Here is a 25987-nt window from a genome sequence, read left to right as displayed (position 1 = left end):
GGGACTCAACTCAAAACCGCGTTAACGTCGGCTTTTGATCGGGCGGTGGAATAGTCCCTTTCATCCAGCTTCAGGCTTCCCGGCTCTAAAGGAGGCAAGTGGATCTGGATATCAAAATCAGTAGTTCGTAAACCGCTTGAGCCCGTTTTATCAGAGCCGTGAATCTCAAGGTCTATAACCGTATCGGTTTGGAGCACTTGGGTTGTGTGTTCCAGATAAGGGCGCCACTCTGCCAATGTTCCGGCATTTTCCCCTACACTCAAGGGAATCTCGTCTTCCTGGCCATTACTGGGCGTCAAAACGACCTTGGCCAACTCCCCGTCTCCCCAGTTTTCATACTGAAAACCCACCCGATATTCCACTTTATCGAATTGAAGTGTGCTAAAGGAAGGTATTGCAATTGACTGCACGTAAACAGCTTGCCCATTCAACAACAAATAATGGCCATACTTCGGATCTGTCTGCCATAACCTCCCGCCTTGACTGCCTCGACGATTCCAGTCCTTCTCCCAAACATCTGGAAATCTGCCACTTTTGACCAGGTTACGACCACGAATTTTACCTTCACTCATGACGATCTCCTTACCGTGGGTATGCTGTTTCGGATATTGCCTCACACCTGAGGCTGGACCTGATGTCCGTTGCCTTCATATAGCCGACTCAGGTGACAGCCGATCCAGAACAGCGTCGGTGTAAGCCGCTCCACCTGCCTTCGCCAGATACCGAACATGGATAATGATGTCCGTCAGGCTTTTGATCAGCGAATGTTGTCGCGGCGACTCATGCAATGGAAAGTGCAATTGCCAGCGGGAAAGTGCGCCGGTGCCTTCAAAGGGAAGATAACGCTCATCCCCAAACATCAACTGGTGCAAACCAGCGTCATCCATACCATTGCTGACACCCACTTGCTGATGACTGCGCAGGTTCAACAGAATGTGAGGTGGCGGTACTTCCTTTTTATCACCGTAAAGATAATCGAGTGAGTCAACGTTGGGATCGAGCGCCGTAGTACTGGCCGTTTGCGTGAGCGTCGCGCAGACATCCTGATAAGGGCCGAGTACCGCTGGCAAAGACACCCCGACACTGACGATCTGACGGCAGTAATGCCCCGGGTAGTCATGGTCATACAATTGCTGGGAAAACTCAAAGTCCAGTTTTCCTGTGTCATTGAGCTCATCCAGCACATCTTCCCAGCTCGCTTTGCTAACAAACGTCCCTGCCTCGAACAGCTGTCGCAGAGATATCGTTTTGGTCAATTCCAGTCGCCGCTCGTTACGGTTGAGGAATTCTTTCTCTAGGTTCATCAAGTCAAACGACATCGACTCACCAGCGCTCAAACCATGAAAGTTATCCATCCACACGTTGGGGCGAATGATGCGCGTATCGAATTGACCCATCTCATACTGCCAACTGGTTTCGGCGCTCAGGCATAAGCCCGCGACAGCGTCATACGCCTGGAAGTACAACACGGACATCTGGCTCAACAACCACCGGTAGAGTTCGACATTGGTGGAGCGGGTTTTATAGAACGAAAAAATTTCCTGGGCGTGGGCATTGGCCTTTTCGGCTTGTTCCAGGCTGGATCGAGCAGCATTCAACGCATGTCGCTGAGCCTTCTCCTGTTCATCCAGAACCTGCATCTCGGCTTCAGCCTGGTTGAGCGCCAATCGCCACTCTTCGGATCTGCGGCGGTAATGTGAGCTGGTCGATAACTTATCGGACAGGATCAGGTCCCCTTCCGAGATGCCCTGAATAGTGGTCCCCACAGCTTGGAGCGGTGAGCCAAAATTAATACCGCCCACTCCGTTTGCCGTGCCTCCGATAACCATATTCGGCACAGTATTGGCAGCCGCTCCGCTCGCAAAAGCTGGATTCGCTGCGGCCATGCCTATTCTGGCATTCGTATGGCCCTCAAGTGCTGCAGACTCCCACGGCGCAATATCCTGATCGAGCAACTTGACGAAGTGGTCGATACGCCCATCAACCACCTTCTTGCTTTCCTGCAGCGCCTTCAACGAAACCTCCTGCTGAAGCAGTGCCTCCTGCTGGACAGCCTTGGAGTAACTTCCCAGCTCAATCAGATGCTTTTGCTGCAGTTCTTCCAGCGTACCTCGGTCCCGCTGCTCCATGCACTGCCGAACCTCCCGCCCAAACGCGATCAGTGTCTGCACCGCGCTTTGAGCGGCCGACAACATGACACGAAACCGATAATGCGGAATGTTCAGCCAACCACCGGCACTGCGTGACGCACCGGACGACCCTCCCGCCTGCGCCCGCAGGAGGTCCACCGGGTTGGTCGGCGGCGCATAAAGAGGCAGCGACATTGGTTTGCCATCAATGGACAAGTTGTTGCGCATGTTGTCGAGGCAGTTGTCGATGTACTTCCAGATATCCAGCACATGGTCATTCGCAACGGGCCGGAAAACGTCGAGCTTTATCATCGTAAAGTCTGGCTCCCCGTTGACCCTGGCCGGCAGGCTCGCCACGTGAAGATCCAGAGTCCTGGAGAAGCTTGCCAATGAACCGCCAGTTTTATGGCTGAGTATGCTTGCCACCGACTTGGGCACCCAATGGCTCATGGCTTTTGCGCTGGGGGCATTTCCCATCAGAGACAACGCACGTACATATTGCAGCTTGGCGGCAACCAGACTGTCGCGGGTCAAACGCCGGTAGAGTGAATCGGCATGGGCAATGATGCAGCGCACATAGGCGATGAAAATGGTTTTACGATAGTGAATTCGGTTGGCGAATGCGATGGCATCCGGATCCACCAGGTCTTTGGCCACAAAACCGATATCTCCTGGCTCCAGTAGCGGACGACAGAGCCAATAACGATCAGACTCTGCCAGCGCGCCAGCACGATTTTCCCGAAGCTGTGGATTGAAGATGTAGTGATACCAGTTCTGCGACTCCAGATACCTGCGCTCTTCGCACAAACGATGGGCCATCATAAAGGGCAGGTGAAAGAACAGCTCCCAGTAGAACATGCCATGAGCACTGTTGAAATCGATGGGTAAGGTCTCTGGATCCGGCTTCGTATTCGGTGCTTTCCATGGCTGCGGCTCATGGGTGAACTGGGTCTCCCTGGAAAGCACTGCGTCTATGGAAATAGCCGCTTTCGCGACCAGTTCCGGACCAAAAATAGAATTGAGCCGCACCCAGCACAACGTCGAGAGATTCAATGGTCGCAGATCGAGAAACTGCGCACCGCTCGCCTGTTTGCTGATTAACGGAGCATCGCTGACATTAGCGAGTTGCTTGATCGTAACGGCATATAGATTACGACCGTATTCTCCAGCGGCACTCTCCCCCCATACGATTTTCAGCTTCTTGCCGACAGTATTGTCTGTCCAGCGGTACTCGATCCAAGGTGTCTGGACCCATCCGGTCAGGTCTTTGGTCCCCGTCCAGACGACTGGCTCTCCGGTGGCCTCATCAATAATTTTTAGCTCCAGCTGCACTTTTTCCGGTTTCTTGTGCACGGACAACCTGTTTATAGAGTTACTGAAATACTCTTCACGGTCACTGGCTGATCCGTGAGCCACATAGAACCCAGCCCCTCCCCGTGCACTATTGGGCGAAAGTGACCACAACTTTTCCAACTGCCTATGAGTCAGCGTGATATTTTTTACAACCTTCACACCAAAATCCGACGATGTGAAATCGGCAGTGGAGATAGACGCCAATATATCTGGCTCGCCAACATCTTCATTTTCCAGGCGCAAGGAAAAATCAAAACCTGCCTCCCCCTGATGATGACAACTCAACTTTATGCCTTTGGCTCCGACTTTTGATAATTCAAAATATGTCTGTCGCGACGAGATATATGTTTGAGTAAAAAACACCAGTGCTTCCAGATCATACTCAGGGCGTTCGACATCGCATACACCTTGAACCTGCATGATATTGGATGTTGCCGACACTCCGTTGATGGTAGTTGTCCGGCTGCTGAAGTTGATATTCGTTGACAGATATTTACTTAATAAGCCCTCTCTCGTTGAGTCAACGATCAAGGTATTCGATGCGGGTACAAGGGTCTGGTCAACGACGGCACGCTCGCTCAGCAGCAATTTATGCTGCAACCCCATCGGGTCGGCAAAACGCCCATTGATCAACACCTTGAGGGTCGCTCTGTTCGGTTCTTGCGGCTCAAACAACGGATTGAGAGAGGCAAACATCCAGCCTTGCTCTCCATCCAGGGCAGCCCCTTCGATTAATGTATCAGGCGCAACATCAGTCGTCGTGAAGCAAACTGCCAACAAGTCATCTACATGCTCGCGAGTCCCGCCGTAGGTCACCGCCAACAATCGTGGAGAATCCTTCGGCACTTCTGAAAAATCCTTTTTCCCCAAGCTGATTGGCAATGACCAGCGACCATTGACGGCCAGTTGGGCAAGTTTCATTTCCAGGTGCCACAGGCCCGGGGCGACCGTGCCATTTTCGTAACGCAATTCAGGGTCCTGAAAACCTTCGACCAGCACCACCATTAAACGACCGGCAAAAAATACCGGCCGGATGGCCAGTACGGATGAGCCTGCCGGTATATCAATGGATTTCCACTCGCTCCAGGAGGCCGGGTTTAGAAACGGACTGTCCTGTACCAACTCAACAGTGGCCTTACGCCAGAAAAAGCCAAAGGGCTGAACCCGTTGCCGGCCAACAAAATAATAATCCGCTTCTTTAAACTGCTTACTGTCGTCTTCAGTCGCATCGATGTAGCCAGAAATCAGGTCGAGATCGCAAATTTCTTCGAATTTTCTGAGGTGTTCATAAAGTGCCGCTTGAACGGCCGCATCGCCCAGGCTGGCTTGAGCAAGGTTGCTTTCCAGCTCTTTAAACGACTCGGATTTATTAAGACGCAATGGCGGACTTATATAATTTTCCGGGTAATACTCCAACGCTACATATCCTGCCCAGTCGCTGATATTGCAATAGCGTTTATGCCATGCCTCCAACTCCAATTTGGAGAAATCCGTGTCATAGCCTGGCTCCAGACCACTGTAAATAGCCCCTATCAGCGCCTGCATTGCAGCAATTTTTTCGGCAACACTTGTAGATTCGACCAATGAGCTGACCTGTGTATCCATCAACAAGTAGTGATACAAGTCGTTCAGCGAGACCAGATTCAACTTCTCACTGTCTTCTGCACCGTCATCTTTTGCAGGCGCAACCACACCCAGAAAATAATCGGACAGGGCCGCGCAACGGCACTCGTCTAGAACTCCTGCAACGGACTTTTCCATTTTACGCTCCCATTCCGCACAACCGTTTACAGGTCAGGCGAAGATTCGGCCGAAGCATTCCCGAGAATGCTATTAGATGAATACTGTTCGTTTAAACTGACTGTGATTGCAGAACAGTGAATCAACCTCGATCAACCACTACTACCGTGTGCGGTGTCGCCAACCATTCGGACTTCGGTAGATCCCCCACATAAAAAGCCGCGTCAAACTTCAATGTGCTGCCTGTAACAAGCGGTGGGGAAAACTGAACTCTGAAAGTACCGTCTTTTGCGACGACCCCGCGGGCAAGCACCTCTTTATCAGCAGAAGCGCAATCAACCACTCGTATATCCGCCCCCGGCAAGCCCAAGCCCTCAACCCAGGACGATGGGCCGACCTTCGCGCTCATCAACGGACTGGTGATTTGTGCCCTGGCGATAAAATCCGTCACCACTATTCTGGCGTCAGACGCCCAGGCCTCTGTCGTATCGAAATGGCGCTGCTTCACCGACAGCACATGAGGGCCCGACGCCAACGGTGCCGGCAACCTTATCGACCACCTACCTTGCGCATTCACACTGGTTCGAGCCAGCGGCTCGACGGAATCCTGACCTTCAAACACATAAATTTCTGCCAGAGCACTGCCGATACCGTGCAGCAAGGGCTGCACTTCAACGTCATCGTTGTCCTCTGGGTAACTCATCACAGGGGGCGGAGCATCCAGGCGTCCTGGCAATACCAGTCGCTGGTCGAGGCGATTGCAGAAGAACGTCAAGTCGAAACTGCCATTTCGAACATCGTTGCACTTGATCTTCCAACTGAGTTTTTCGTCGCCGGGTTTAATCAACACATAAGCACCCGTCAGCGGGCTGAAGTTCATACCCAGCCCCTTCGCAGAGAAATCGCCGGTCCAGCTCAGCATTCCACGGGCGTCTGCGAGGTCGACGTCTTTTGGCACATCGATATCAAGTCGGTACTCATGCCCCCGGATAAACCGCAGCGGCCCCTCTTTTTTGATGGGCTCTTCGCCTTCCACAAGTTCGAACCACGCAAAACTCCACTCCCTGGCTGGCACCACCTCCAGTGAGAAGTCGACTTTTTCGTCCGGATTTTCCGTACGATGCGCGGTGATCATGTACTTACCAGCAGTGTTTGCCTCAAATGGAAAAGTGGAACGCCCCTGTTCATCTGTCAGGATTATGCGATCAGTCCCAAACATAGCGTCAACGGGGGGGGTGACAATCCACGTAATCGAACAGTTGGGAACCGGGCGGGCCTGGTTATTGGCCTCCTCCCTGACTTCCACCCACAACAACGTAGGTGAACCAGAGCCGGCTACCGGGTACAGATAGTCCGAAGCCTGGCCATGTATCACCGCGCCGCTGGCCACGTACAGTGTCAGTGATTGCTCTCTGCCGGCGACTGCGCCCGTAAATGTTTGCAAGCCAGGTTCAACACTTTCCAGGGTAAACAGCGCAACACCGTCTTCGTCGGTAAGAACCGGACCCAAGACAAGGTCACCGTGCTTTAACGTAACTTCTACGTTTGAAGCAGGTTGTTTGTCCAGACGGATAACATGGCAGCGAAGTTGCAAAGATTCACCCGCAACAGCCATGCTGGCGGGCTCCATCAACCGGATGTATGGCTGATCGACAAAATTGATGCCGCCTATCACCATCGGATCTATGGTGCTGTAGCGCACCAGCAAGCTCGCACTCTCGACCGGCTCCATACTTCTGAGGTTCGTTCTGGCAAACCCTCGCTCATCAGTCACCGCCAACAGGTTTTCGGCGCTTATACCGCGACCGGCGAATTCCACAGTGCGACCGACACCAGGGTTAGGTGGCGTACTCTGATCCACTAGTTGTACTTCGACAGGTATGAAATCAATACCACCGGCCAAATATTCGCGATCCAGAACCCGCAGAGTGGCTGCCCACCCAAGTGTGTCCTCATCGCAATCGATCGCGACTTCAGCCACAGCCACCTGTTGCAAGCCATAAACCGCTTTGACATGAGCTGTGCCCATCCAGCCGCCCGCCTTGAAGCGCGCAACGGCACGCCCATCCTGATCCGTGTAGGAAACCTCATCGAGCAGCCCTGGGCGATCACAACTCCAATTCACCGTGATGTTGACGTAAGGCTTATCGGTGAGGTCGCGCACTTTCAGCTCGATCATTGCGATTTGATTAGGCAAATTGGCAATCAGCGGTGTGCCAATACAGTTGATTTCGGCGGTACTGCTCTGCCCCAGCTCGCCAAACGACCGGTTGTCGCCCTGTACGGACGATTCGGACAAGGATTCCAGCAAGTGCTCGGCGGCACTGCGGCAAGCGTGCTTATCACTGTCCGGCGTGAGTTTGCCCAGTTCGATGATTGCCTTTGCATCCAGCCCACTGCGTAACGCCAGCCCCCGGATACGCAGCAACGTATCCAGCGTGGTCAAGTCCCGGACAACGGGTTGCACAGGATTAATGTACAGAATGCATTCCAGTACCTCCCTTACGCCCCATTTCACCACTTGCGCCAGTTGGGTTGCCGCGGAGTCGCGAATCAGACGCGTATCCTCGGGCGTCAGGTAAGCGGGCAAACTGTTGACCAATTGCAAATAATCAAGCAGTTTTTCTGCCGGTTGCCCGGTATGCATGACGGCCCGCTGATACAACGTCAGGTTGTACATCGTATGCAACGTCAGGTCTTCGGCTTGTCGCAGGCCAAACCATTGCCAGTTCCGCCCCTTCGTCAGCGTCACCAGCATGGCGGAACTGAGCCCCAGTTTTTGCACGACTGCCGCACGTCGTGCCAGGTGCGCAAGTAAAATCAGCACTTCGTCGCCAACCCTTACCCTATCGCTACCCGAAGTCACCGCATTCAAGGCCCGCGAGGTTTCCGTGAGCAGCAGAGAAACACCGCCCTGGTTCACCCATTTGAGCAATGGCAGCGTCAAGTCCTGAGACAGGTCCAGATAGACTGAAAGACTTTCCTGCACCACGGCGCTTTGGGATGCCTTGACTTGCAACAACAACGCCAGAATGACCGACACCACACGTTCGGATTCATTGGGCGCCAGATTTTCCTCCCCGACCGCAGCTTCGATTTCTGCGCGGGCGAGCCGTGCGTAAGCCTCGTCGTCATTATCGACCAACGCCAACACAAGGCCATCGCGGTCGACCACTTCCTCAAGCAGATGCAACCAGCCCTCATAGTCGACGTTTCGGCTTGGCGGGACACCCGCCTCCATTAGTTTGGCTTCGGTGAACAAGACAGGCTGTAATCGTTTATGCAGTGTTTCCAGTAAATTTATATCGGCTGCGGTGGCCAATGGCGGTTCGATCACTGGCGCTACATGTTGCACCAGCCAGAGCACACTCAGATCATTTTCCCGACACCACAAAACACAGTCCGCGACGGCCTGCATCACGCTCAACACGTCACCTTCGCCGATGGCCCCGCTGACCGAAATACGCGATTCCCCCGTGATTTTTTGCAGTATTCCACCCACCCCACGCGTACTGATGGTTTCCAGCAACGCGCCTAACTCGATTGGAGTGATCTGAAGCAACGAAGACAGTTTCACAAAGCGATAGAACGACGACAGGACAGGCAGGCTACGTTGCAATTCGGTGGTCAGGTTGTGGCTCTTGGCGACAAAACGCGACAGGTAACGCCAGGCTTCCTGATTAAGCCCCAGAGCACTGCAGATCTGATCAAGCGTACGTCGGTCGGCGCGGGTCTGGGCATCGATTGAAAAGCTGCCTTCGTCGAGTTTAAGCGGTGTATCGAACATGGCTTTGTCATTGAAAATCCGGTCAAACTGGGAACTGCGCTCGCCTTGACCGTAGATAGAAATCTCATCAATCAAGGCTGCAAAGTCTTCGGCTGAACAACCAAATAGTTCCCGGAACTCCTGAAACAGCCCTATTGCTCGCAGCGTATTGTTAGTGATGTGCAAGTCTATGTTGACCAGATCCGGGGTGTCATGCGACTCCAAACGTTGCTCGGCCCTGTTGGCGGCAACCACCAAACGATCACACTGATCGTGGGGCAGGTCCAACCAGCGGGCCAGCCGTAACATGCGATTGATTCGTTCAAATCTGTTAGTGCTGGTTTCGGTCAATTGACGCGTAGAACCCTGTTTCGCAGCAGTCAGACCCAGCGCGGGGAATTGGCCATCGTTGATGAACACTGAGCCGAATTGCTCCGGACCGACAGCCCCCGTCACGACTGTCTGATTTTTTGAAACCGTAATCGCGTGATCTTCGATTGAAAGCAACAGAGTCAGAGCCTGTGCATCAATAGATGTTTGAGCACAAAAATGCACCGAGTCCATTAGTCTATCGGCGGTTGTACCGAAATTGTCTTGTATGAACTGCTCCGGAGTTTGGGCCTGAACGCCCTGCTGTTGAGCATGAGCCTCGGCCAATCCTCGGTTATGTTCAGAAGAAGACGTTGCATAAAGAAAGTCTTCAGTCAGTAGCGATTGTGCCAACGGCCCTAATCGGCAGGACTGCCGCAATGCGACGTCGGAAAAAGAACCATGCGCGCCCGTTTGCTTGAAGTAGGGGGCGGTAGGATCGATCGCACGCACTACTGCACCTAATAAAATCCTGTTTTGCTTGAGCACCTGGCTCCATTGCTGGTGATACCACTCGAAGGGCATGCTTCGGAACGGAAAACGTGTCTCCAGCATCAAATCGTCCACCACATGGTCAATTTGAAGGGTGGCAGCTGTTGTGATGATCTCTTCCAGCACTTCGTTAACCAAAGCGACCGTTGGCTTGATCTGGTAAAGACTGACCGGGTCGAGGAGCAACTTTTCAATGTCCGGGCGACGCTCTCTAACCTTGATAGACTTGCCGTTCGTACGGCCTTCCAAATCACGAGCCAGCTTGCACAACCTCACCAGATAGGCGTTCGGGCCGTTATTGGCATCCGGGCTTTGCGAGGGCGTGCAATTTTCCCAGTCAGCGTCGAACAACTGATCGAATGTCGGTGTATTGCCCCACGCCCTGATCCCGGTGCGGTGCAATGGATTGGGCGGGCTTTGCATCACCAATTGTCGCTCACGGTATTCACGGGCGACGAAAACCGCCAGGCTGGTGGCTTTTTCCAGCAGTGCCCTCGCATCTGAATAATGCAGATCGAGCGTTTCCACGACACCCCGTACCCCCATGTCCAGCAGGTCGAAAACCGATCCGCCTTGTTGGATAAAGTCCTGGCAGCGAGTCATTGTCGATTGATCCGCAGTACCCGGAATCAATTTGAAAAGCTGCTCAAGACCGGGGTTGGAAATATCCTTGCTCATCGTTTTCTCCTGACCGTGAAATTTCCCCAAGCGACACAGGGAAGGCCTGCCCGTGTCTATTTGTGCTGTAGGGATTTGTACGCCGGTTGGAGCAAGGAAGACCATCTGTCAGAAGTTACAGTACCGACGAACGGTGATGACGGTGATCCTGTTTATGAATGTAATGCATGAAAGCACGCCGATATCTCCACGGCGGCTGCATTGACCTGGATTGGAAAGGGAGTGCACTGCGTAAGCGTTACTCGGGAGGTGTCAGCACATAAAACCAGCCTGTCGTATACCACTCGGAAGGGAAGTCACTATCATTGATTTCGAGACGGAAAAGTACTTTAGCGTAACCTGGCCCCGGTATCGGCTGCGGTATCGAGTAAGAAAACGCTGTCTGATAGTTAGCATTTAGCCTTTCAAACTGGTTGCCGCCCGGATACAAATCGCATCGGGCATACGAGCGTTTTCTATCACCTTCGGTTGGGAAGTGAGTATTACCCGAAAAAGGCACGTCAGCGCTATAAACCCTGAATGCACTTGGTTGATCGGGTATCGAAGGTTCACCGAGCGTTGAAGGATCTCTGTTACTCATGCTTCTCTCTCCTTGATCATGCTGACAAAACGCATGTAGAGGTCTTTTTGTACTGGGCTCTGTGCGATACAGCTACCTGTAATATCTGACAGTCCAGACAAACGGTAAGGCGCCTCTGGAGAAGGAAGTCGCGATCAGCGCGGCATGGCTCGTCCGTTCAAAAGGTGTTGTTTGATCTGACGCCGCAGATTATTCAGGCAGACGCAGGCAACGACTGAAAACTGAAGTACTGCTTCAACGCCTTCACCAATTGCCCATACTCCGGCGGTGCCCGTTGCAGGCTGAAACCGGCGTCGTAATGTTGGGGGGTCGCGTCTTCGTGGCACCACAGGCAACAGGCCTGCAGGTCGATGATCCGCTGGCCGCCTTCGGTGGCTGGAATTTTCAGGCGCAGGTTGAAGTCCGCGCCGATCATCATCGGCAACTGGCTGATCAACATCAGCCCGTCTTCGGAGACATTGCCCAGGTAGCCGATGGGTTTGCCGGTGATGCCGTTGAACACTTTGAGGAAATACGGCAGTTGATGCCGCTCGATTCGGCGGTCGGTGAACATGTGCGTTTTCGCTATGCAAGGCTCTTAAGCAGAGCCGCACTACTGCTTCGGAACGGGTGCGCATTGAATAGTGGCCCGCTCTCCCCGTTCCCGGTGCGCCAGTCCTTACGGCGCTGAGTCCCGCTAATGCCGGTCACAGGTGTTACCCCGGTTCAGAGGCAAGGCTCTAAAACCGGTTCATTGGACTATAGCTCACCGCCGCCGGGGAGCCAGCGATGGACTGCTCGCCGGCCATCAGAACTGCGTCGGTTTTACCGCCGCGGCACTGCGTAGCGGGTAGTGGCCCAGGCTCTGCAAGGTTTCCAGGCGGGCGCGGGCGCGGTAGGCGTATTCGCTTTGCGGATAGGCGGCAATAATGAACTGGTAGGTCTGGGCCGCGTCGATAAACATCTTCTGCCGCTCCAGGCACTGGCCGCGCATCATTGACACTTCCGGCCACACGTAAGGCCGCGCACGGCTGTCGCGTTCGACTTTGGACAGCTCAAGCATCACCTGCTCGCAATTGCCCCGGTCATAGGCGCTGTAGGCATTGTTCAAGTGATGGTTCATTGCCCAACGGGTGCAGCCCGTGGCACTGAGGACGCCGACGGCAAGGGCAGCAATGAGTACGAATCGCATGGGGATCTCCTGTCTTGAACGCTGTATCGACCCGTGGGCGGAAATCTTCAGGCTGCCTGGCGCAAAGTTGTCAGGTTCAATAAAGAAAGAAAAAAGTAGTGCATACGAACAATGACTACACCTTCGGAGCATAGTAGCCTCACTCAGCGCTTGAACTCAGGAGTCTTTGCATGTCCGTCCGTCGTACCAAAATCGTCGCCACCCTTGGCCCGGCCAGTAACTCGCCGGAAGTTCTCGAACAGCTGATTCTGGCTGGCCTGGACGTCGCCCGCCTGAACTTCTCCCACGGCACCCCCGACGAGCACAAGGCTCGCGCGAAGCTGGTGCGTGACCTCGCTGCCAAGCACGGCCGCTTCGTCGCCCTGCTGGGTGACCTGCAAGGCCCGAAAATCCGTATCGCCAAATTCGCCAACAAGAAGATCGAGCTGAAGATCGGTGATCAATTCACCTTCTCCACCAGCCATCCCCTGACCGAAGGCAACCAGCAAGTGGTCGGCATCGACTACCCGGACCTGGTCAAGGACTGCGGCGTGGGCGACGAGCTGCTGCTCGACGACGGTCGCGTAGTGATGCGCGTCGATACCGCCACCGCCACCGAACTGAACTGCACCGTGACCATCGGCGGCCCGTTGTCCGACCACAAAGGCATCAACCGTCGCGGTGGCGGCCTGACCGCTCCGGCCCTGACTGAAAAAGACAAGGCCGACATCAAGCTCGCTGCGGAAATGGAAGTCGACTACCTCGCGGTGTCCTTCCCGCGTGACGCCGCCGACATGGAATACGCCCGTCAACTGCGCGACGAAGCCGGCGGCACTGCCTGGCTGGTGGCGAAGATCGAACGCGCCGAAGCCGTGGCCGACGACGAAACCCTCGACGGCCTGATCAAGGCCTCCGACGCGGTGATGGTTGCCCGTGGTGACCTGGGTGTGGAAATCGGCGACGCCGAGCTGGTGGGCATCCAGAAGAAGATCATTCTGCACGCACGCCGCCACAACAAGGCAGTGATCGTCGCGACCCAGATGATGGAGTCGATGATCCAGAACCCGATGCCGACCCGCGCCGAAGTGTCCGACGTGGCCAACGCCGTGCTCGACTACACCGACGCCGTGATGCTCTCGGCCGAAAGCGCCGCTGGCCTGTACCCGCTGGAAGCCGTTCAGGCCATGGCGCGTATCTGTGTCGGTGCCGAAAAGCACCCGACCAGCAAGACCTCCAGCCACCGCATCGGCAAGGAGTTCCAGCGCTGCGACGAGAGCATTGCGCTGGCGACCATGTACACCGCCAACCACTTCCCGGGCGTGAAGGCGATCATCGCCCTGACCGAAAGTGGCTACACCCCGCTGATCATGTCGCGTATCCGTTCCTCGGTGCCGATCTACGCGTTCACCCCGCACCGCGAAGCCCAGGCTCGCGCGGCGATGTTCCGTGGCGTGTACACCATCCCGTTCGACCCGGCTTCGCTGGCGCCGAACGAAGTCAGCCAGAAGGCGATCGACGAGCTGGTCAAGCGCGGCGTAGTACAGAAAGGCGATTGGGTCATCCTGACCAAGGGCGACAGCTACCACACCACCGGCGGCACCAACGGCATGAAGATCCTGCACGTTGGCGATCCGATGGTCTGAGTGACTAACCGCTGAAAACAAAAGCCCCGCCATGTAAATGGCGGGGCTTTTTCATACCTGAGATATAGAGCAAAAAAATATAAAAACCTGTCAGATTTGACAGTAGACAGCTTTTTTTAATCCTTACTTAATACAGTTGAAATTTAGTAAAACAAGATGATGACCAGTCTGCAACCTGCAGACATTTAATCAACTTGCTGACACTCAACAGCTTTTAACTAAAGGAATAGAAGAAATGAATACAAGTTCGTCACTCAAACCCGGTGCGTTCGACCCAACTTTTGGACCAAATCACGATGGCGAGCTATTTCTGAATTATAGCGATTACGTGACAACGACCGGCCGATTGGTTTCGCAAGCCCCCAATGGGAAGATCTATATCGGAGGAGCGAGTTGGGCGCGTGAAAGCCCTTTACCCGAACATTTCAGTCTGACGCGAGTTTTAAGCGACGGCACACTCGATTCCGAGTTCGGTATTGCCGGTACTGTTCACATAAAACTCAAAGTTCCTGGTATCGAATACTTGGGGACGACACCTATTCAACTGTTCTACATAACCCATGAAGGAGAGGACAAACTCCTCATCTCCGTAGGGAGGTACACCATGGGAGTAAATGCGCCCACAATGGCGGAGGCGTTGATCCGATTGAACGACAAGGGAGAGTTGGACAAGAACTTCGGCACCGATGGAATCTGGCTGATCCCCCGTCCTTTCAAACCCGAGGCTTATCAGCACTCAGCATCGGACATACTGCAGGTCGGCGGCTCTGCTTCCAGTCGTGCAGTGCATGCAACGGACGGCAAGATTTACATTATTTCCACAGGCAGTGATCCGGACTTTGGATTTGTAGGTGTCGTGATGTGTTTCGACTACGACGGAGTTCCTGACCATTCATTTAACAACTCCGGTTACGCATCGCTTTCCGAAGTACTCCGTGTCCGTAGCTCGTTCAACGACATCGTAGTGCATAATGGAAAAATCACCGTATGTGGCTGGGCTGGCAATAGCGCGGTACTGGCCCGACTCAATATCGATGGTAGTTTTGACAAAACTTTTGCGGAAGTCGGCTACAAGCTGTTGGACGGAGAAAGTTTTCAATTTACTTCCCTTGCAGTGCTAGCTGATGAACGAACCATCGCCACAGGTTTTGGTTTCACTCCACGTAAAGGTTTAGTAGCCGTTTATACGGCCAGCGGTCTGATTGACCGGAGCTTTCACCAGGGCGCGCCCATTTACGAAGACTTTGATAAGTTCGATAACGTCATGTTTTTTGGGGTGGGTTCTCAAGACAAAAAGATCATTGTGTCAGGAAGATACATCATTGATCAGACCCCGCACCTTGTTACCGCGCGATACCTCGGTAATGGCCGTCGTGATACGACATTTGGGGATGAGGGCTGGGTTATTCACGAGTCGGATTTGCCTCAAGCTCTCGCTCATGGGATGAGTTTACAATCGGACGGAAAAATACTGGTAATCGGTAATGATTATGACGGTGTTTATAGCAGAACTGTCATCGTCAATCGGCTGCTGAACGGGGCCTGAAATTACGTCTTTTCATAAGGCAACCCGAGCAGTTGCCTTTAATTTACCTACTGAGAAACCCCGCCAACGCCGCCATCGCTTCCGGCGAACGTAGACGCTGGGTGAACAACACGCCCTCTTCTTCTATCACCTTGCGCAACAATTCCCGGTCCGGCGCTTTCATCAATTGTTTGCTGATGCGCACTGCCTCTTTTGGCAGCGATTCAAAGCGCATCGCCATCTCCTTCGCCTTGGCCAACGCCTCTTCGCCACTGCCCAAGGCCTCGGACGCAATCCCCCACGCCGCCGCTTGTTCACCATTGAAACCTTCGCCCAGCAGCAACAACTCCGCCGCTTTAGCCTGCCCGAGCAAGCGCGGCAGGATCAGGCTGGAACCAAACTCAGGGCATAACCCAAGATTGACGAACGGCATGCGCAGGCGCGCATCGCGACTGACGTAGACCAGATCGCAATGCAGCAGCATCGTCGTGCCAATGCCCACCGCCGCCCCGGCCACGGCGGCGACCACTGGTTTGCGGCACTCGAGCAGGTTGAGCATGAACTGGAACACCGGGCTGTCGAGGCTGGTTGGCGGTTGCTGGATGAAATCGGCGATGTCGTTGCCGGCGGTGAAGCATTCGGCAGAACCGCTGATCAGTACGGCATTGATCTCGGGGTCGCTGTCGGCCTGTTTCAACGCCTCGGCCAGTTGGCTGTACATGGCGCGGGTCAGGGCGTTTTTCTTGTCCGGGCGATTCAGGCGCAGGGTCAACAGGCCGCGTTCGCGTTCAACTTGGATGGCTTCGGTCATGGCAGGTCTCGCGTCTGAAAGGTCAGCGCTCAACCACGGGGCAGGAACATATCGGCCAGCAGTTGATTGCGCGGCAATCCCGCCAGGTACAGGCGCCGGGCAAAGGCATCGACACTGTCGGGGGCTCCGCAGAGTAAGGCCAGGGTTTGCCGGGAAACAAGCCGCAGTTGCGCCAAAGCCGCTGGCAACTCGGCCGGGGTCCACAGCTCGACACTCAGGTTCGGACGGCTGGCGACCATGGCCTGCAGAGGTTTGGCCAGATAGTGTTCATCGGCATCATGGGCCAGGTGAATGACGCGAATGGCACCCTGGTGATCCTGGCGCAGCGCTTCGCGCAGCACACCAAACAATGGCCCCAACCCGGTGCCGGCCGCCATCAACCACAATGGCCGGGTGTGCCAGTCCGGGTCGTAATGCAAGGCACCACCGCGCAATTCACCGAGGCGAATCGGATCGCCGATGCGCAATTGCCGGGCAGCATCGCTGAATTCCCCGGGCTTGCGGCAATCGAGATGAAACTCGAGAAAACGGTCTTCCTGCGGCAGGCTGGCGAGGGAATACGGCCGCGCCACGTTGCCCGCCCACAACACCAGGTGCTGGCCGGCGCTGTAGCGCAACGGTCGCTGCGCGATCACCCGCAAGCGCAGCACAGTGGTACTCAGCCAATCCACGGCGGCGACCTCGGACGGTTGGCCATCGACCTGCGGGTCGAAAGCATGCACCTGCAAATCCTCGACCACCTGGCACTGGCACGCCAGGCGCCAACCCTGTTCTCGCTGCTGCGCACTCAGGGCATCCGGCCGGCTGTCGCTCGGCAGGCCCCGCACACACTGCACCAGGCACGCATGGCAACTGCCGGCGCGGCAACTGTAAGGCACCGGTACGCCGTTCTGATTCAGTGCGTCGAGCAGATTGCTGCCCGCCGCTACCGACCAGTGGCGCTCGCCAACCCGCAACTCAGGCATCGACGTTCTCCCACGCCGCCGCGCATCGGTTACGGCCGTCACGCTTGGCCCGATAGAGCGCCTGATCGGCCCGTTGCAGCGCGTCATCGAGGTCGTCGCCCAACTCCAACAGGGTCATGCCGGCGGACAGGCTGAGGTTGCGCACATTCAGACCGATCAACTCGACATCGGTGAAGGCGATGCGCAGCCGTTCGCAGCACGAAGTCAGACTGTCGGCATCGCAATCGGGCAGCAGCACCACGAACTCTTCGCCGCCGTAGCGAGCCAGTACATCGCTGTCACGCAGGCACGCGGTGGCAACGCCGGCAAAGGCTTGCAGCACCTGATCGCCAGCGGCATGCCCGTGCAGATCGTTGATGCGTTTGAAATGGTCGAGGTCGATCAGCGCCAGGCCATGCACGACACCGGCTTCCATGGCGTTCAACTCGCGGGAAGCCAGGCGCAGGAAATGCCGGCGATTGAACAGGCCTGTGAGTTCGTCGGTGGCCACCAGGTCTTCGAGCTGGCGCATCATCCCGCGCAAGGTGTCCTGGTGCGCCTGCAAGGCGAAACGCCGCTGACGCATGCGTTGTCGTGAAGCCTGGACGTAGCGGGCATACAACACCAGCCACACCAGCACGATGAACAGCACGCAGACCTGCAACACCGCCATGGCCGGGTCGGGCAACTGGAAGTGGTAGCCCTCCCACAGGGTAATCGCACTAAAGCTGAAGAACACCAGCAATGCGCATCGCACAAAGGACCGACGTGACAGATGGAACAGGCCGAACAGCAGGATAAGGACGTAAAACACCAGGAACGCACCCCGGGCTTCGTCCAGATGGGCGATCAGCCAGGTTTGCCAGCCCAGCCCCAGCAACACTTGCGCCTCGGTCAGGCTGGGGTCGGCGAAACGCAGGTTGCAGCCGCTGTAGAACACCGCGAACAGGATGGCCTGGCTGGTCACGACCAGTGCGCTGCCGATGGCGACACTGGCCAGCGGCGCTTCGTAGTGACCGGTAAAAAACGCCAGCCACAGCAACAGCAATGCCAGGGCATAGGTGCCGGCCGCGAGGGCAAAACGTTTGAGCAACAGGCGCTGGATGGCGTTATGGGTCAATCGTTGACTCACCAAATGAAAGGAGGCTGACAGAGCGTCCTACTCTACAGACCGTATGTCACTTTAGTGGCGTGGCCGATAAATGACCATTCAATTTTCGGGATGACCCGATTCCCCTGTAGGAGCTGCCGAAGGCTGCGATCTTTTGATCTTGACCTTAAAAACAAGATCAAAAGATCGCAGCCTTCGGCAGCTCCTACAGGGACCGGGTACGACAATCAGACCAAGGTTTGACCACTGGCGCGTGTGCCGCTCAACGAGGCGCGGTATACTGCCGCGCCTTTTTAGCGTCGCGCCAGCATGCCCGGCGTGCCTTGAAAGGTGCTTGCAACCGACCGATGCACCCAAGCTGCAAGCACCTTATTGAATGTTCCCGTCTTTTAGAGGAGCGCGACTCATGACCGTGATCAAGCAAGACGACCTGATTCAGAGCGTTGCCGACGCCCTGCAATTCATTTCCTACTACCACCCCGTGGATTTCATCCAGGCGATGCACGAGGCCTACCTGCGCGAAGAATCGCCAGCGGCCCGTGACTCCATGGCGCAGATCCTGATCAACTCGCGCATGTGCGCCACCGGCCACCGCCCGATCTGCCAGGACACCGGCATCGTCACCGTGTTTGTCCGTGTCGGCATGGACGTGCGCTGGGATGGCGCCACCATGGGCCTGGACGACATGATCAACGAAGGCGTGCGTCGCGCCTACAACCTGCCGGAAAACGTCCTGCGTGCTTCGATCCTCGCCGACCCGGCGGGTGCTCGCAAGAACACCAAGGACAACACCCCGGCAGTCATCCACTACTCCATCGTTCCGGGTAACACCGTGGAAGTGGACGTGGCAGCCAAGGGCGGCGGTTCCGAGAACAAGTCGAAGATGGCCATGCTCAACCCGTCCGACTCGATCGTCGACTGGGTGCTGAAAACCGTCCCGGAAATGGGCGCCGGCTGGTGCCCACCGGGCATGCTCGGCATCGGCATCGGCGGCACCGCCGAGAAAGCCGCCGTCATGGCCAAGGAAGTGTTGATGGAATCCATCGACATTCACGAGCTGAAAGCTCGTGGCCCACAGAACCGCATCGAAGAAATGCGCCTGGAGCTGTTCGAGAAGGTCAACCAGTTGGGCATCGGTGCCCAGGGCCTCGGTGGCCTGACCACCGTGCTCGACGTGAAGATCATGGACTACCCGACCCACGCCGCTTCGCTGCCGGTGTGCATGATCCCGAACTGCGCCGCCACCCGTCACGCGCACTTCGTGCTCGACGGATCCGGCCCGGCCTCGCTGGAAGCGCCACCGCTGGACGCCTACCCGGAAATCGTCTGGGAAGCCGGCCCGTCGGCCCGTCGCGTCAACCTCGACACCCTGACCCCGGAAGACGTGCAGAGCTGGAAGCCGGGCGAAACCGTCCTGCTCAACGGCAAGATGCTCACCGGTCGCGACGCCGCGCACAAGCGCATGGTCGAGATGCTGAACAAGGGCGAAACCCTGCCGGTGGACCTCAAGGGTCGCTTTATCTACTACGTCGGCCCGGTCGATCCGGTCGGTGACGAAGTGGTTGGCCCGGCAGGTCCTACCACCGCCACGCGGATGGACAAGTTCACCCGTCAGATCCTTGAGCAGACCGGTTTGCTGGGCATGATCGGCAAGTCCGAGCGCGGCCCGACCGCGATCGACGCGATCAAGGACAGCAAGGCCGTGTACCTGATGGCCGTCGGCGGCGCCGCTTACCTGGTCGCCCAGGCGATCAAGAAGTCCAAGGTACTGGCGTTTGCCGAACTGGGCATGGAAGCGATCTACGAGTTCGAGGTCAAGGACATGCCGGTGACCGTAGCGGTCGACAGCAAGGGCGAGTCCGTACACATCACAGGTCCTGCCATCTGGCAGAAAAAGATCAGTGACAGCCTGGCGGTGGAAGTGCAGTAAGCACTTGACCGCTGATTAAAAAAACCGCGCTGTTTGTATGACAGCGCGGTTTTTTTTACCTTCAACCCCTGCATTCAACGTGGCTGGGGTAAACCATTCAAGGACCCGGCCAAGGTTGTTGACCCATATCTAAAAACGGGCTGATAAGGGTAAGGGTCGCAGATTCGCCCTCATCATAATCGATATGGATCCAGCCATTTTCCTCTGTGAACTTCACTGTAGGCTCCTGCCCCGTAACCGTGACCAGTACTGGACTTTTACCTGCTGGATGCCCCGTGAATATGGACACGGCTCGCACACCGTATCTGTAATAGCCTCCCACCTCCTGCGGCCCGAAGGTTTCAGATACCTTGATAGCGTTATGAGCCAGGCTCATCATCAATGGCATTGACTTGAAGTTCAATTCATCCACGTTCAACTGCACGGCAAAACTCCCGTCCTTGATACTGTTGACGCAATCAAACTCCCAGCGCACGAAATTGGTTTCATCGATAAGTTGAGGAATAGCGGGATCCGGGGTCACGATTATTCCTAGATCGGCAGCGGTGTCGCCCACCCACTGCAGCGTCACCTCCTTGCCAATCAAATGGCTGCCAGGCAGGGCACGCATTGCCAACAGATGCTTCATTCCATGGCATGGATAAGCAGCCCTACCGAATATTGTCCGGTAGGTATCGAAACTCATATACACATCTTCGGCCAGATCATTGGCAAGCAGCCGCCCTGGCAAATGCCAGTCCGGCAGCCTCGAACTCGTTAATTTCAAGCCAAACAAGCCGTTTCCACCCGAACCGCAAACAATGGACCACCGTGCTATTCCGGCCGTTATCGTTTGTGGCGTCCCCAAGGGAGGATCAAATTCCATGCCCTGCTGCACAGCGTCCGTCAGGTCTTCCAACGTGACGATGGAACCCATCTGGCTAGCGTCGTTGACACCAAGCTTCAACTCGTAGGACGTGCCATGCACCAAAACGAGTTGGTCACGGGCCGGATCAATCTTCTTGCCATTCAGATAAAGTCCAAACGGCCGCTCCCAGCTGTTCTCCTCCAATGCTGTCACTTCGAACAGCTGAAGGGTCATCACCCCTTCGTTTTCGCCGGTTACATCCGCCTGGACTCGGTGTTCACCGGGTGTGTCGGGCGTATAACGATAGTGGGCCCAGCCTTCGGAGTCGGTAAGCGTGGTCGCCCGAACGCCCGCATCCTCCTGGTCGCTCCACTCAACCGCAATCCCCTCTGCCCCCTCCCAGGTTTGCGAAGTGACCACTTGAACCCTCAACAACACGCTCTCGTTATTGCCCACCACCGGTTGTGCGAGCACCGGACCGGCTCCAGCGATCAGGAGCCTGGCGTCGACCACCTCGAAAGCCCTTGGATCAGACCAATCAGAGCTGTCGGTTTCGTCCACTTGGCGCACTCGAATATGATAGCTGCCCACGTCCCAGGGTGAGGTGACCTGCCATCTCCAACTGGCCAGCCCATCGATACGGACAATCGGATTTTCGAGATCGTTGGCATGATGAATATGGATCTTCCCTCGCGTTTCACCCTTGCCGCGGATGACGAATTTACGAGAGTTACGACTGTCTTCGGTTGGTGCGTCGATCCCGGGTTTTTGCGGCGCGGTCTTGACGATAAACGAGTGCGGTTCACTCCATGGCGACTCCTGGCCACTCCCTTGCTGTTTTACTTCAAGTTCAATGGTGCCGGGATGCAGAGGTTTGTCGGTCGTGAAAGCCAGTACACCCTCAGCATCGGCCGACGCCGAGCGCAGCACCTCGCCATTCTTCAGGCGCACTGTGATCAGTGCGTCAGGCAACCCACGGACCTGAATCACCGGACGCGTCGGTGTTCTCGTACCTTCCGGCGGCAGCTCGAATTGTGGCGCGTTGGGCTTTTCCTGCTCCACAACAATAAAAACGCATTCATCGCTGGGAGCCGAGATGACCTCCTCTTCGGTTTGCGTCACCGTGACCTTGTTCTCGCCGACCGGCCACGCCTGATCTGGAGTGAAGACCCGCTCTGCACCACTGCCGTCAAAAATGCCGGGAACCGGATTGCCCGAGCCATCGATAAGCACCAAAGTCGCCGATGCTGAATAAACGCCAGTAATGGTCAGAGGCTGATGCCGTTCCACCGGCGAAAGCAGTGGTGTGATCGCAGGTTTAGGGGGCCTGATTTTGAATGAGAGAGGTACGGGATCCGAGCTCAGCTCGCCTGATGAAACAAACCCGTGAATCTCATGGAAACCCGGCCCTTGAGGCAGTGCCGACGTGGTCCAGGTGCCATCAATGTCTGGTAACGCCCTGGCCCACTCATGACCCGTTTCAGGCTCGCATATCGACACCACCGCATCGGGTGCCGGGTATCCGTCGGTCCCGGTAAATGACGAATTCAAGTCAATGATCTGATCAAGTTGCGGGAAGGTGATAATGGGGGGCGGGGGATTTACTGCTTCCACCATAAAGGTGCATGGATCGCCGGGCGATGAATCTACACCGTTATAGGTTGCCGTCGCGCTCACTGTATTTACGCCCAGACTCCATTCCCGATCAGGCGTAAACATCATCCTTTGAGTGTTCGCCTGAATCGAGAAGCGCCCAGGGATCTCGATACCTTCACCGTCAAACATCCGCAGTGTGGAACGCGGGAAAACTTGAACAATCTCTAACGACTGTTTAGGCCCGACAGGTGGGATGGGGGGAAGTACTTCTGGCTTGGTCGGCCTGATGGTGAATTTTCTGTACACAAAGTCAGAGTGCACGCCACCCGCCTCGGCACGCACACGGAGTTCGAATGTCATGGGAGCAATAGGTACGGGCCCTGTTACCCAGGTTCCATCCACATTCGGGATCGCATATTCAACCAATTCCTTATCATCATTTGCCCCGTACACCGCCACTATTGATCCTGGCCCCGCATAACCGTTGGTTCCAGTGAATGAAAAGTGGTGATCGACAAACTGATCCTGCTCCGGAAAAGTAACTACCGGCGCAGTCAATTTAGATACGGTAAATGCACACCCCTCACTCAACTCGGAGGCCGTGCCGTTAACGGTTTGCTCAACCATGACCAAGTGATCCCCCGCTGCCCAGGGATCTCGCGGTGTAAACACACGGGTCGCGCCAGTGCCGGCGTAACTGCCATGCACCGGGGTCGATGGATGTTCGAACATCATCAGCGCTGCATCAGCATGCACCTCGCTAATGGACAGCTCCTGCATTGGGTCGGCCGGACCGGCGGGAGGATTGATCGCAGGGACGTTTGGCCGGGCCTTGAAAGTGCACGGATCACTTGGATCAGATTCCACATCATTGACGATTTGAACCGCTTTGACGGTGTTATTCCCAGGTGTCCAGTTCCGGTCTGGCGTAAAAGTGCAAGTATCGCCACTGCGAGTGAAATGACCGGGTATCTCGCTGCTCGCCTGATCAAGCATCTTGAACCCTGTAGCGTTGCCATGAATGCCGACCATCGTCAGCGATTGCCTCGGCGCACCGATTTCGGGGGGAGGCAAAATCGTCAGCTTGAGCGGCTGCGTACTGAAGATACACAACTCACTGGCATCGGACTCCACACCGCCCACGATTTGCACCGCCTTGACCCTGTTAGCCCCCGGCGCCCAGTCCTGAGCGGGTGTGAACGTACCGGTTGTTCCGGAGGGTCTGAAAGTACCCGTGACTGGCCGGTTTTCGCCATCGAGCATCTTCAACGTCACAGAACCGGAGTGAATCGCGGTAATCGTCAAAACCTGCCTCGGCGCCGCCGGGTGTGGCGGTTGAGTGATCGACGGTTTGGGGGGCTTCAAGGTAAAGGTACGCATATCGCTGGGATCCGATACTACCTCCTTCACGGTTTGCACCACCTTGACCGTATTAGTCCCCAGCACCCAGTCCTGAGCAGGTATAAACGTGCGGGTTCCTCCGGTGGTGCTGAAGGTGCCATTAATTTTGGTGCCCACATCACGGAACATTTCCAGGGTGGCATCGTTGGGATAAACACCGGTAATGGTCAACTCCTGCCTCAGTGCAACCGGCTGAGTGGGTTGAGTGATCGCCGGCTTGGATGGCTTGATGAAAAATTCACGCGTATCGCTGGGGTCAGAAGTCAAACCGTTTACGGTTTGCCTGGCCTTGACGACCTTGCGGCCGACGTCCCAGCTGCGAGTGTAAGACCAGTCAGTGCCGGCGACGATCGCATCGGCCAACTTGCTGTTGTCTTCGTTCAGTACCTCCACCTTCGCGCTCGCGAGACAGCTACCGCTCACCGTCAGTCGGCCCTCGGGGTGCAAGCTCCCCTGCAAGGGCAAAGAAATCCCCGGTTTACCCGAATTGATGAAAAACTCTCGCGCGCCGCTGGGTAAGGAAGGTACACCGTTTACGGTTTGCCTGGCCTTGACGACCTTGCGGCCGGTGTCCCAGCTGCGAATGTAAGACCAGGCAGTGCCGTTTACGGTCGCATCGGCCAACCTACTGTCGTCTTCGTTCAGTATCTCCACCTTCGCGCCGGCGAGACAGCTACCGCTCACCGTCAGTGAGCCCGGTGGGTGAGAACTCCCCGGCTCGGGTAAAGAAATCCCCGGTACGCCCGACAGGATGAAAAACTCTCGCTCAGCGCTGGGTACGGAAGTGGCACCGCGCACTTTTTGCCTGGCCTTGACGACTTTGCGACCCGTGTCCCAGCTGCGAGTGTAAGACCAGGCAGTGCCGTTAACAGCCGCATCGGCCAACCTGCTGTTGTCATCGTTCAGTATCTCGACCGTCGCGCCCGCGAGACAGCTGCCGCTCACCGTCAGTGAGCCCGCTGGATGCGAACTTCCCCCCTGGGGTGACGAAATCCCCGGTACTGGCGGGTTGACCGTGAATTCTGTGACTACCGCCCAATCAGATGTTTGCTTTGTAACCTTCCCGATTTGCTTGGCGGTAATGCTGTAACTTCCTGCCAACCAAGCTGTCGGGGCAGAAACTGACCAACTCCCGTCAGACTGAACCGTCGTGGATAATAAAACGCTCCCCTCGTCGCCCTTCTTATAGATTTGAAGCGTGGCGTCTTTGAGTCCGCCGTTCCCTTTGATAGTAGGTTTTCCATCAGCAGAAACAGTTACATCCCTAATCACAGGCCTGAACAGGACAGCAAATAAGACCGGGGTCGCCCATGCAGACTCCCTATCGTTCAATTTCTGCATGGCAGTCAGTTTGAATGGATCGGCCATCCACAATGGTTGCGTTAGCACGGCCTTCCAGGAGCCATTCGACTGTACCGACGCCGTTCCGAACCGAACGGTACCGACACCTTCCTCATAAAGCTCGACCGTCGCACCTTGTACACCGCCTCTTCCTTGTATTTCCGGCCTTGGCACCCACACGGTTCCGGGGTTGGTAATCACTGGCTTTGGCGGGCGAGGGTCGGCCATTGTCATATCGCCGGAATACGCCCAGGGGCTATAGACAGGAATCAATGCAGGCCTGTATCTGTACTCGATCTTGAACCAGAACGGTCCGGGAGGGATAAGATCAGTCGGCACCCGAAATTCCATATACGAAACAAAGCCCGGGTTAAAAGCCTTCGGCTCGAAACGATGTTCTCTGCCGCCGATATAGATAAAGACATTCCACTTATCAATGACGGCCGGGGCACCGGCCCAGGCTTTAATCCAAAAGCCGCGACTGACAGTGCTGCTATTGTTTGGTGTAGTGATGTCGGGAGCCAAGGATAATGGTTGTAGTGACTTGTCTGATTGGTTTGTCATTAGTTCAGCGCACCTGT

At 55.8% G+C, this 25987-nt stretch carries 13 protein-coding genes; 3 read left to right on the top strand and 10 right to left on the bottom strand.

Going from position 1 to position 25987, the window contains the following annotated elements; translation table 11 throughout:
• Positions 1 to 5: 5 nt before the first annotated feature.
• The 6 genes from KW841_RS15975 to KW841_RS15950 form a co-directional block, all read right to left on the bottom strand.
• Entirely contained in the window at positions 6 to 572 is a 567-nt protein-coding gene (locus KW841_RS15975) for a hypothetical protein (protein ID WP_218477912.1), read from the bottom strand.
• 75 nt (positions 573 to 647) lie between these two features.
• Positions 648 to 5243, bottom strand: a complete 4596-nt coding sequence (locus tag KW841_RS15970) for a neuraminidase-like domain-containing protein (RefSeq protein WP_218477901.1) — start codon at positions 5241 to 5243, stop codon at positions 648 to 650.
• Positions 5244 to 5364: 121 nt separating this feature from the next.
• Positions 5365 to 10527, bottom strand: a complete 5163-nt coding sequence (locus KW841_RS15965) for a Tc toxin subunit A (RefSeq protein ID WP_218477898.1) — start codon at positions 10525 to 10527, stop codon at positions 5365 to 5367.
• Positions 10528 to 10765: 238 nt separating this feature from the next.
• Complete coding sequence (locus KW841_RS15960) at positions 10766 to 11107, bottom strand: hypothetical protein (protein WP_218477888.1); 342 nt, start codon at positions 11105 to 11107, stop codon at positions 10766 to 10768.
• Positions 11108 to 11300: 193 nt separating this feature from the next.
• The gene (locus KW841_RS15955) at positions 11301 to 11660 is read right to left on the bottom strand and encodes a PilZ domain-containing protein (RefSeq protein WP_007978460.1); all 360 of its coding nucleotides are present in this window, start codon (positions 11658 to 11660) and stop codon (positions 11301 to 11303) included.
• A 234-nt stretch (positions 11661 to 11894) separates the two neighbouring features.
• Positions 11895 to 12278, bottom strand: a complete 384-nt coding sequence (locus KW841_RS15950) for a tol-pal system YbgF family protein (RefSeq protein ID WP_218477886.1) — start codon at positions 12276 to 12278, stop codon at positions 11895 to 11897.
• A 170-nt stretch (positions 12279 to 12448) separates the two neighbouring features.
• On the opposite strand from KW841_RS15950, the gene pyk reads away from it, so the two are divergent.
• Both pyk and KW841_RS15940 read left to right on the top strand, forming a co-directional pair.
• Positions 12449 to 13900, top strand: coding sequence for a pyruvate kinase (pyk, locus tag KW841_RS15945; RefSeq protein WP_007978464.1), 1452 nt, complete (start codon positions 12449 to 12451; stop codon positions 13898 to 13900).
• A 235-nt stretch (positions 13901 to 14135) separates the two neighbouring features.
• Positions 14136 to 15446 carry a hypothetical protein gene (locus KW841_RS15940; protein ID WP_218477884.1) on the top strand — a complete coding sequence of 437 codons (1311 nt, stop codon included), beginning with the start codon at positions 14136 to 14138 and terminating at the stop codon, positions 15444 to 15446.
• A 43-nt stretch (positions 15447 to 15489) separates the two neighbouring features.
• Here the strand turns inward: KW841_RS15940 and KW841_RS15935 are convergent, their stop codons facing one another.
• Genes KW841_RS15935 through KW841_RS15925 form a run of 3 tightly spaced genes read right to left on the bottom strand, consistent with a single transcriptional unit; the run spans position 15490 to position 18300 of the window.
• Positions 15490 to 16236 (bottom strand): enoyl-CoA hydratase-related protein, encoded by a 747-nt coding sequence (locus tag KW841_RS15935; RefSeq protein WP_218477882.1) that lies wholly within the window; start codon positions 16234 to 16236, stop codon positions 15490 to 15492.
• Positions 16237 to 16265: 29 nt separating this feature from the next.
• The gene (locus tag KW841_RS15930; protein ID WP_218477872.1) at positions 16266 to 17201 is read right to left on the bottom strand and encodes an iron-sulfur-binding ferredoxin reductase; all 936 of its coding nucleotides are present in this window, start codon (positions 17199 to 17201) and stop codon (positions 16266 to 16268) included.
• Entirely contained in the window at positions 17194 to 18300 is a 1107-nt protein-coding gene (locus KW841_RS15925) for a GGDEF domain-containing protein (RefSeq protein WP_218477870.1), read from the bottom strand. Before KW841_RS15925 ends, KW841_RS15930 begins: the two co-directional genes overlap by 8 nt.
• A 397-nt stretch (positions 18301 to 18697) precedes the next feature.
• On the opposite strand from KW841_RS15925, the gene KW841_RS15920 reads away from it, so the two are divergent.
• A complete protein-coding gene (locus tag KW841_RS15920) occupies positions 18698 to 20221 on the top strand; it encodes a fumarate hydratase (RefSeq protein ID WP_218477859.1) in 1524 nt (507 codons plus the stop codon).
• A 97-nt stretch (positions 20222 to 20318) separates the two neighbouring features.
• Here KW841_RS15920 and KW841_RS15915 read toward each other — a convergent pair whose 3' ends face one another.
• Positions 20319 to 25970: a hypothetical protein gene (locus KW841_RS15915; protein ID WP_218477856.1), complete on the bottom strand. Its 5652-nt coding sequence runs from the start codon at positions 25968 to 25970 to the stop codon at positions 20319 to 20321.
• Between the last annotated feature and the right edge of the window lie 17 nt (positions 25971 to 25987).

It is taken from the genome of Pseudomonas sp. PDM28 (assembly GCF_019219115.1).
GTDB classification, from domain to species: domain Bacteria; phylum Pseudomonadota; class Gammaproteobacteria; order Pseudomonadales; family Pseudomonadaceae; genus Aquipseudomonas; species Aquipseudomonas laurylsulfatiphila.
The sequence above is the reverse complement of the archived record's forward strand: the minus strand, read 5'-3'. Positions and strand labels throughout refer to the sequence as shown.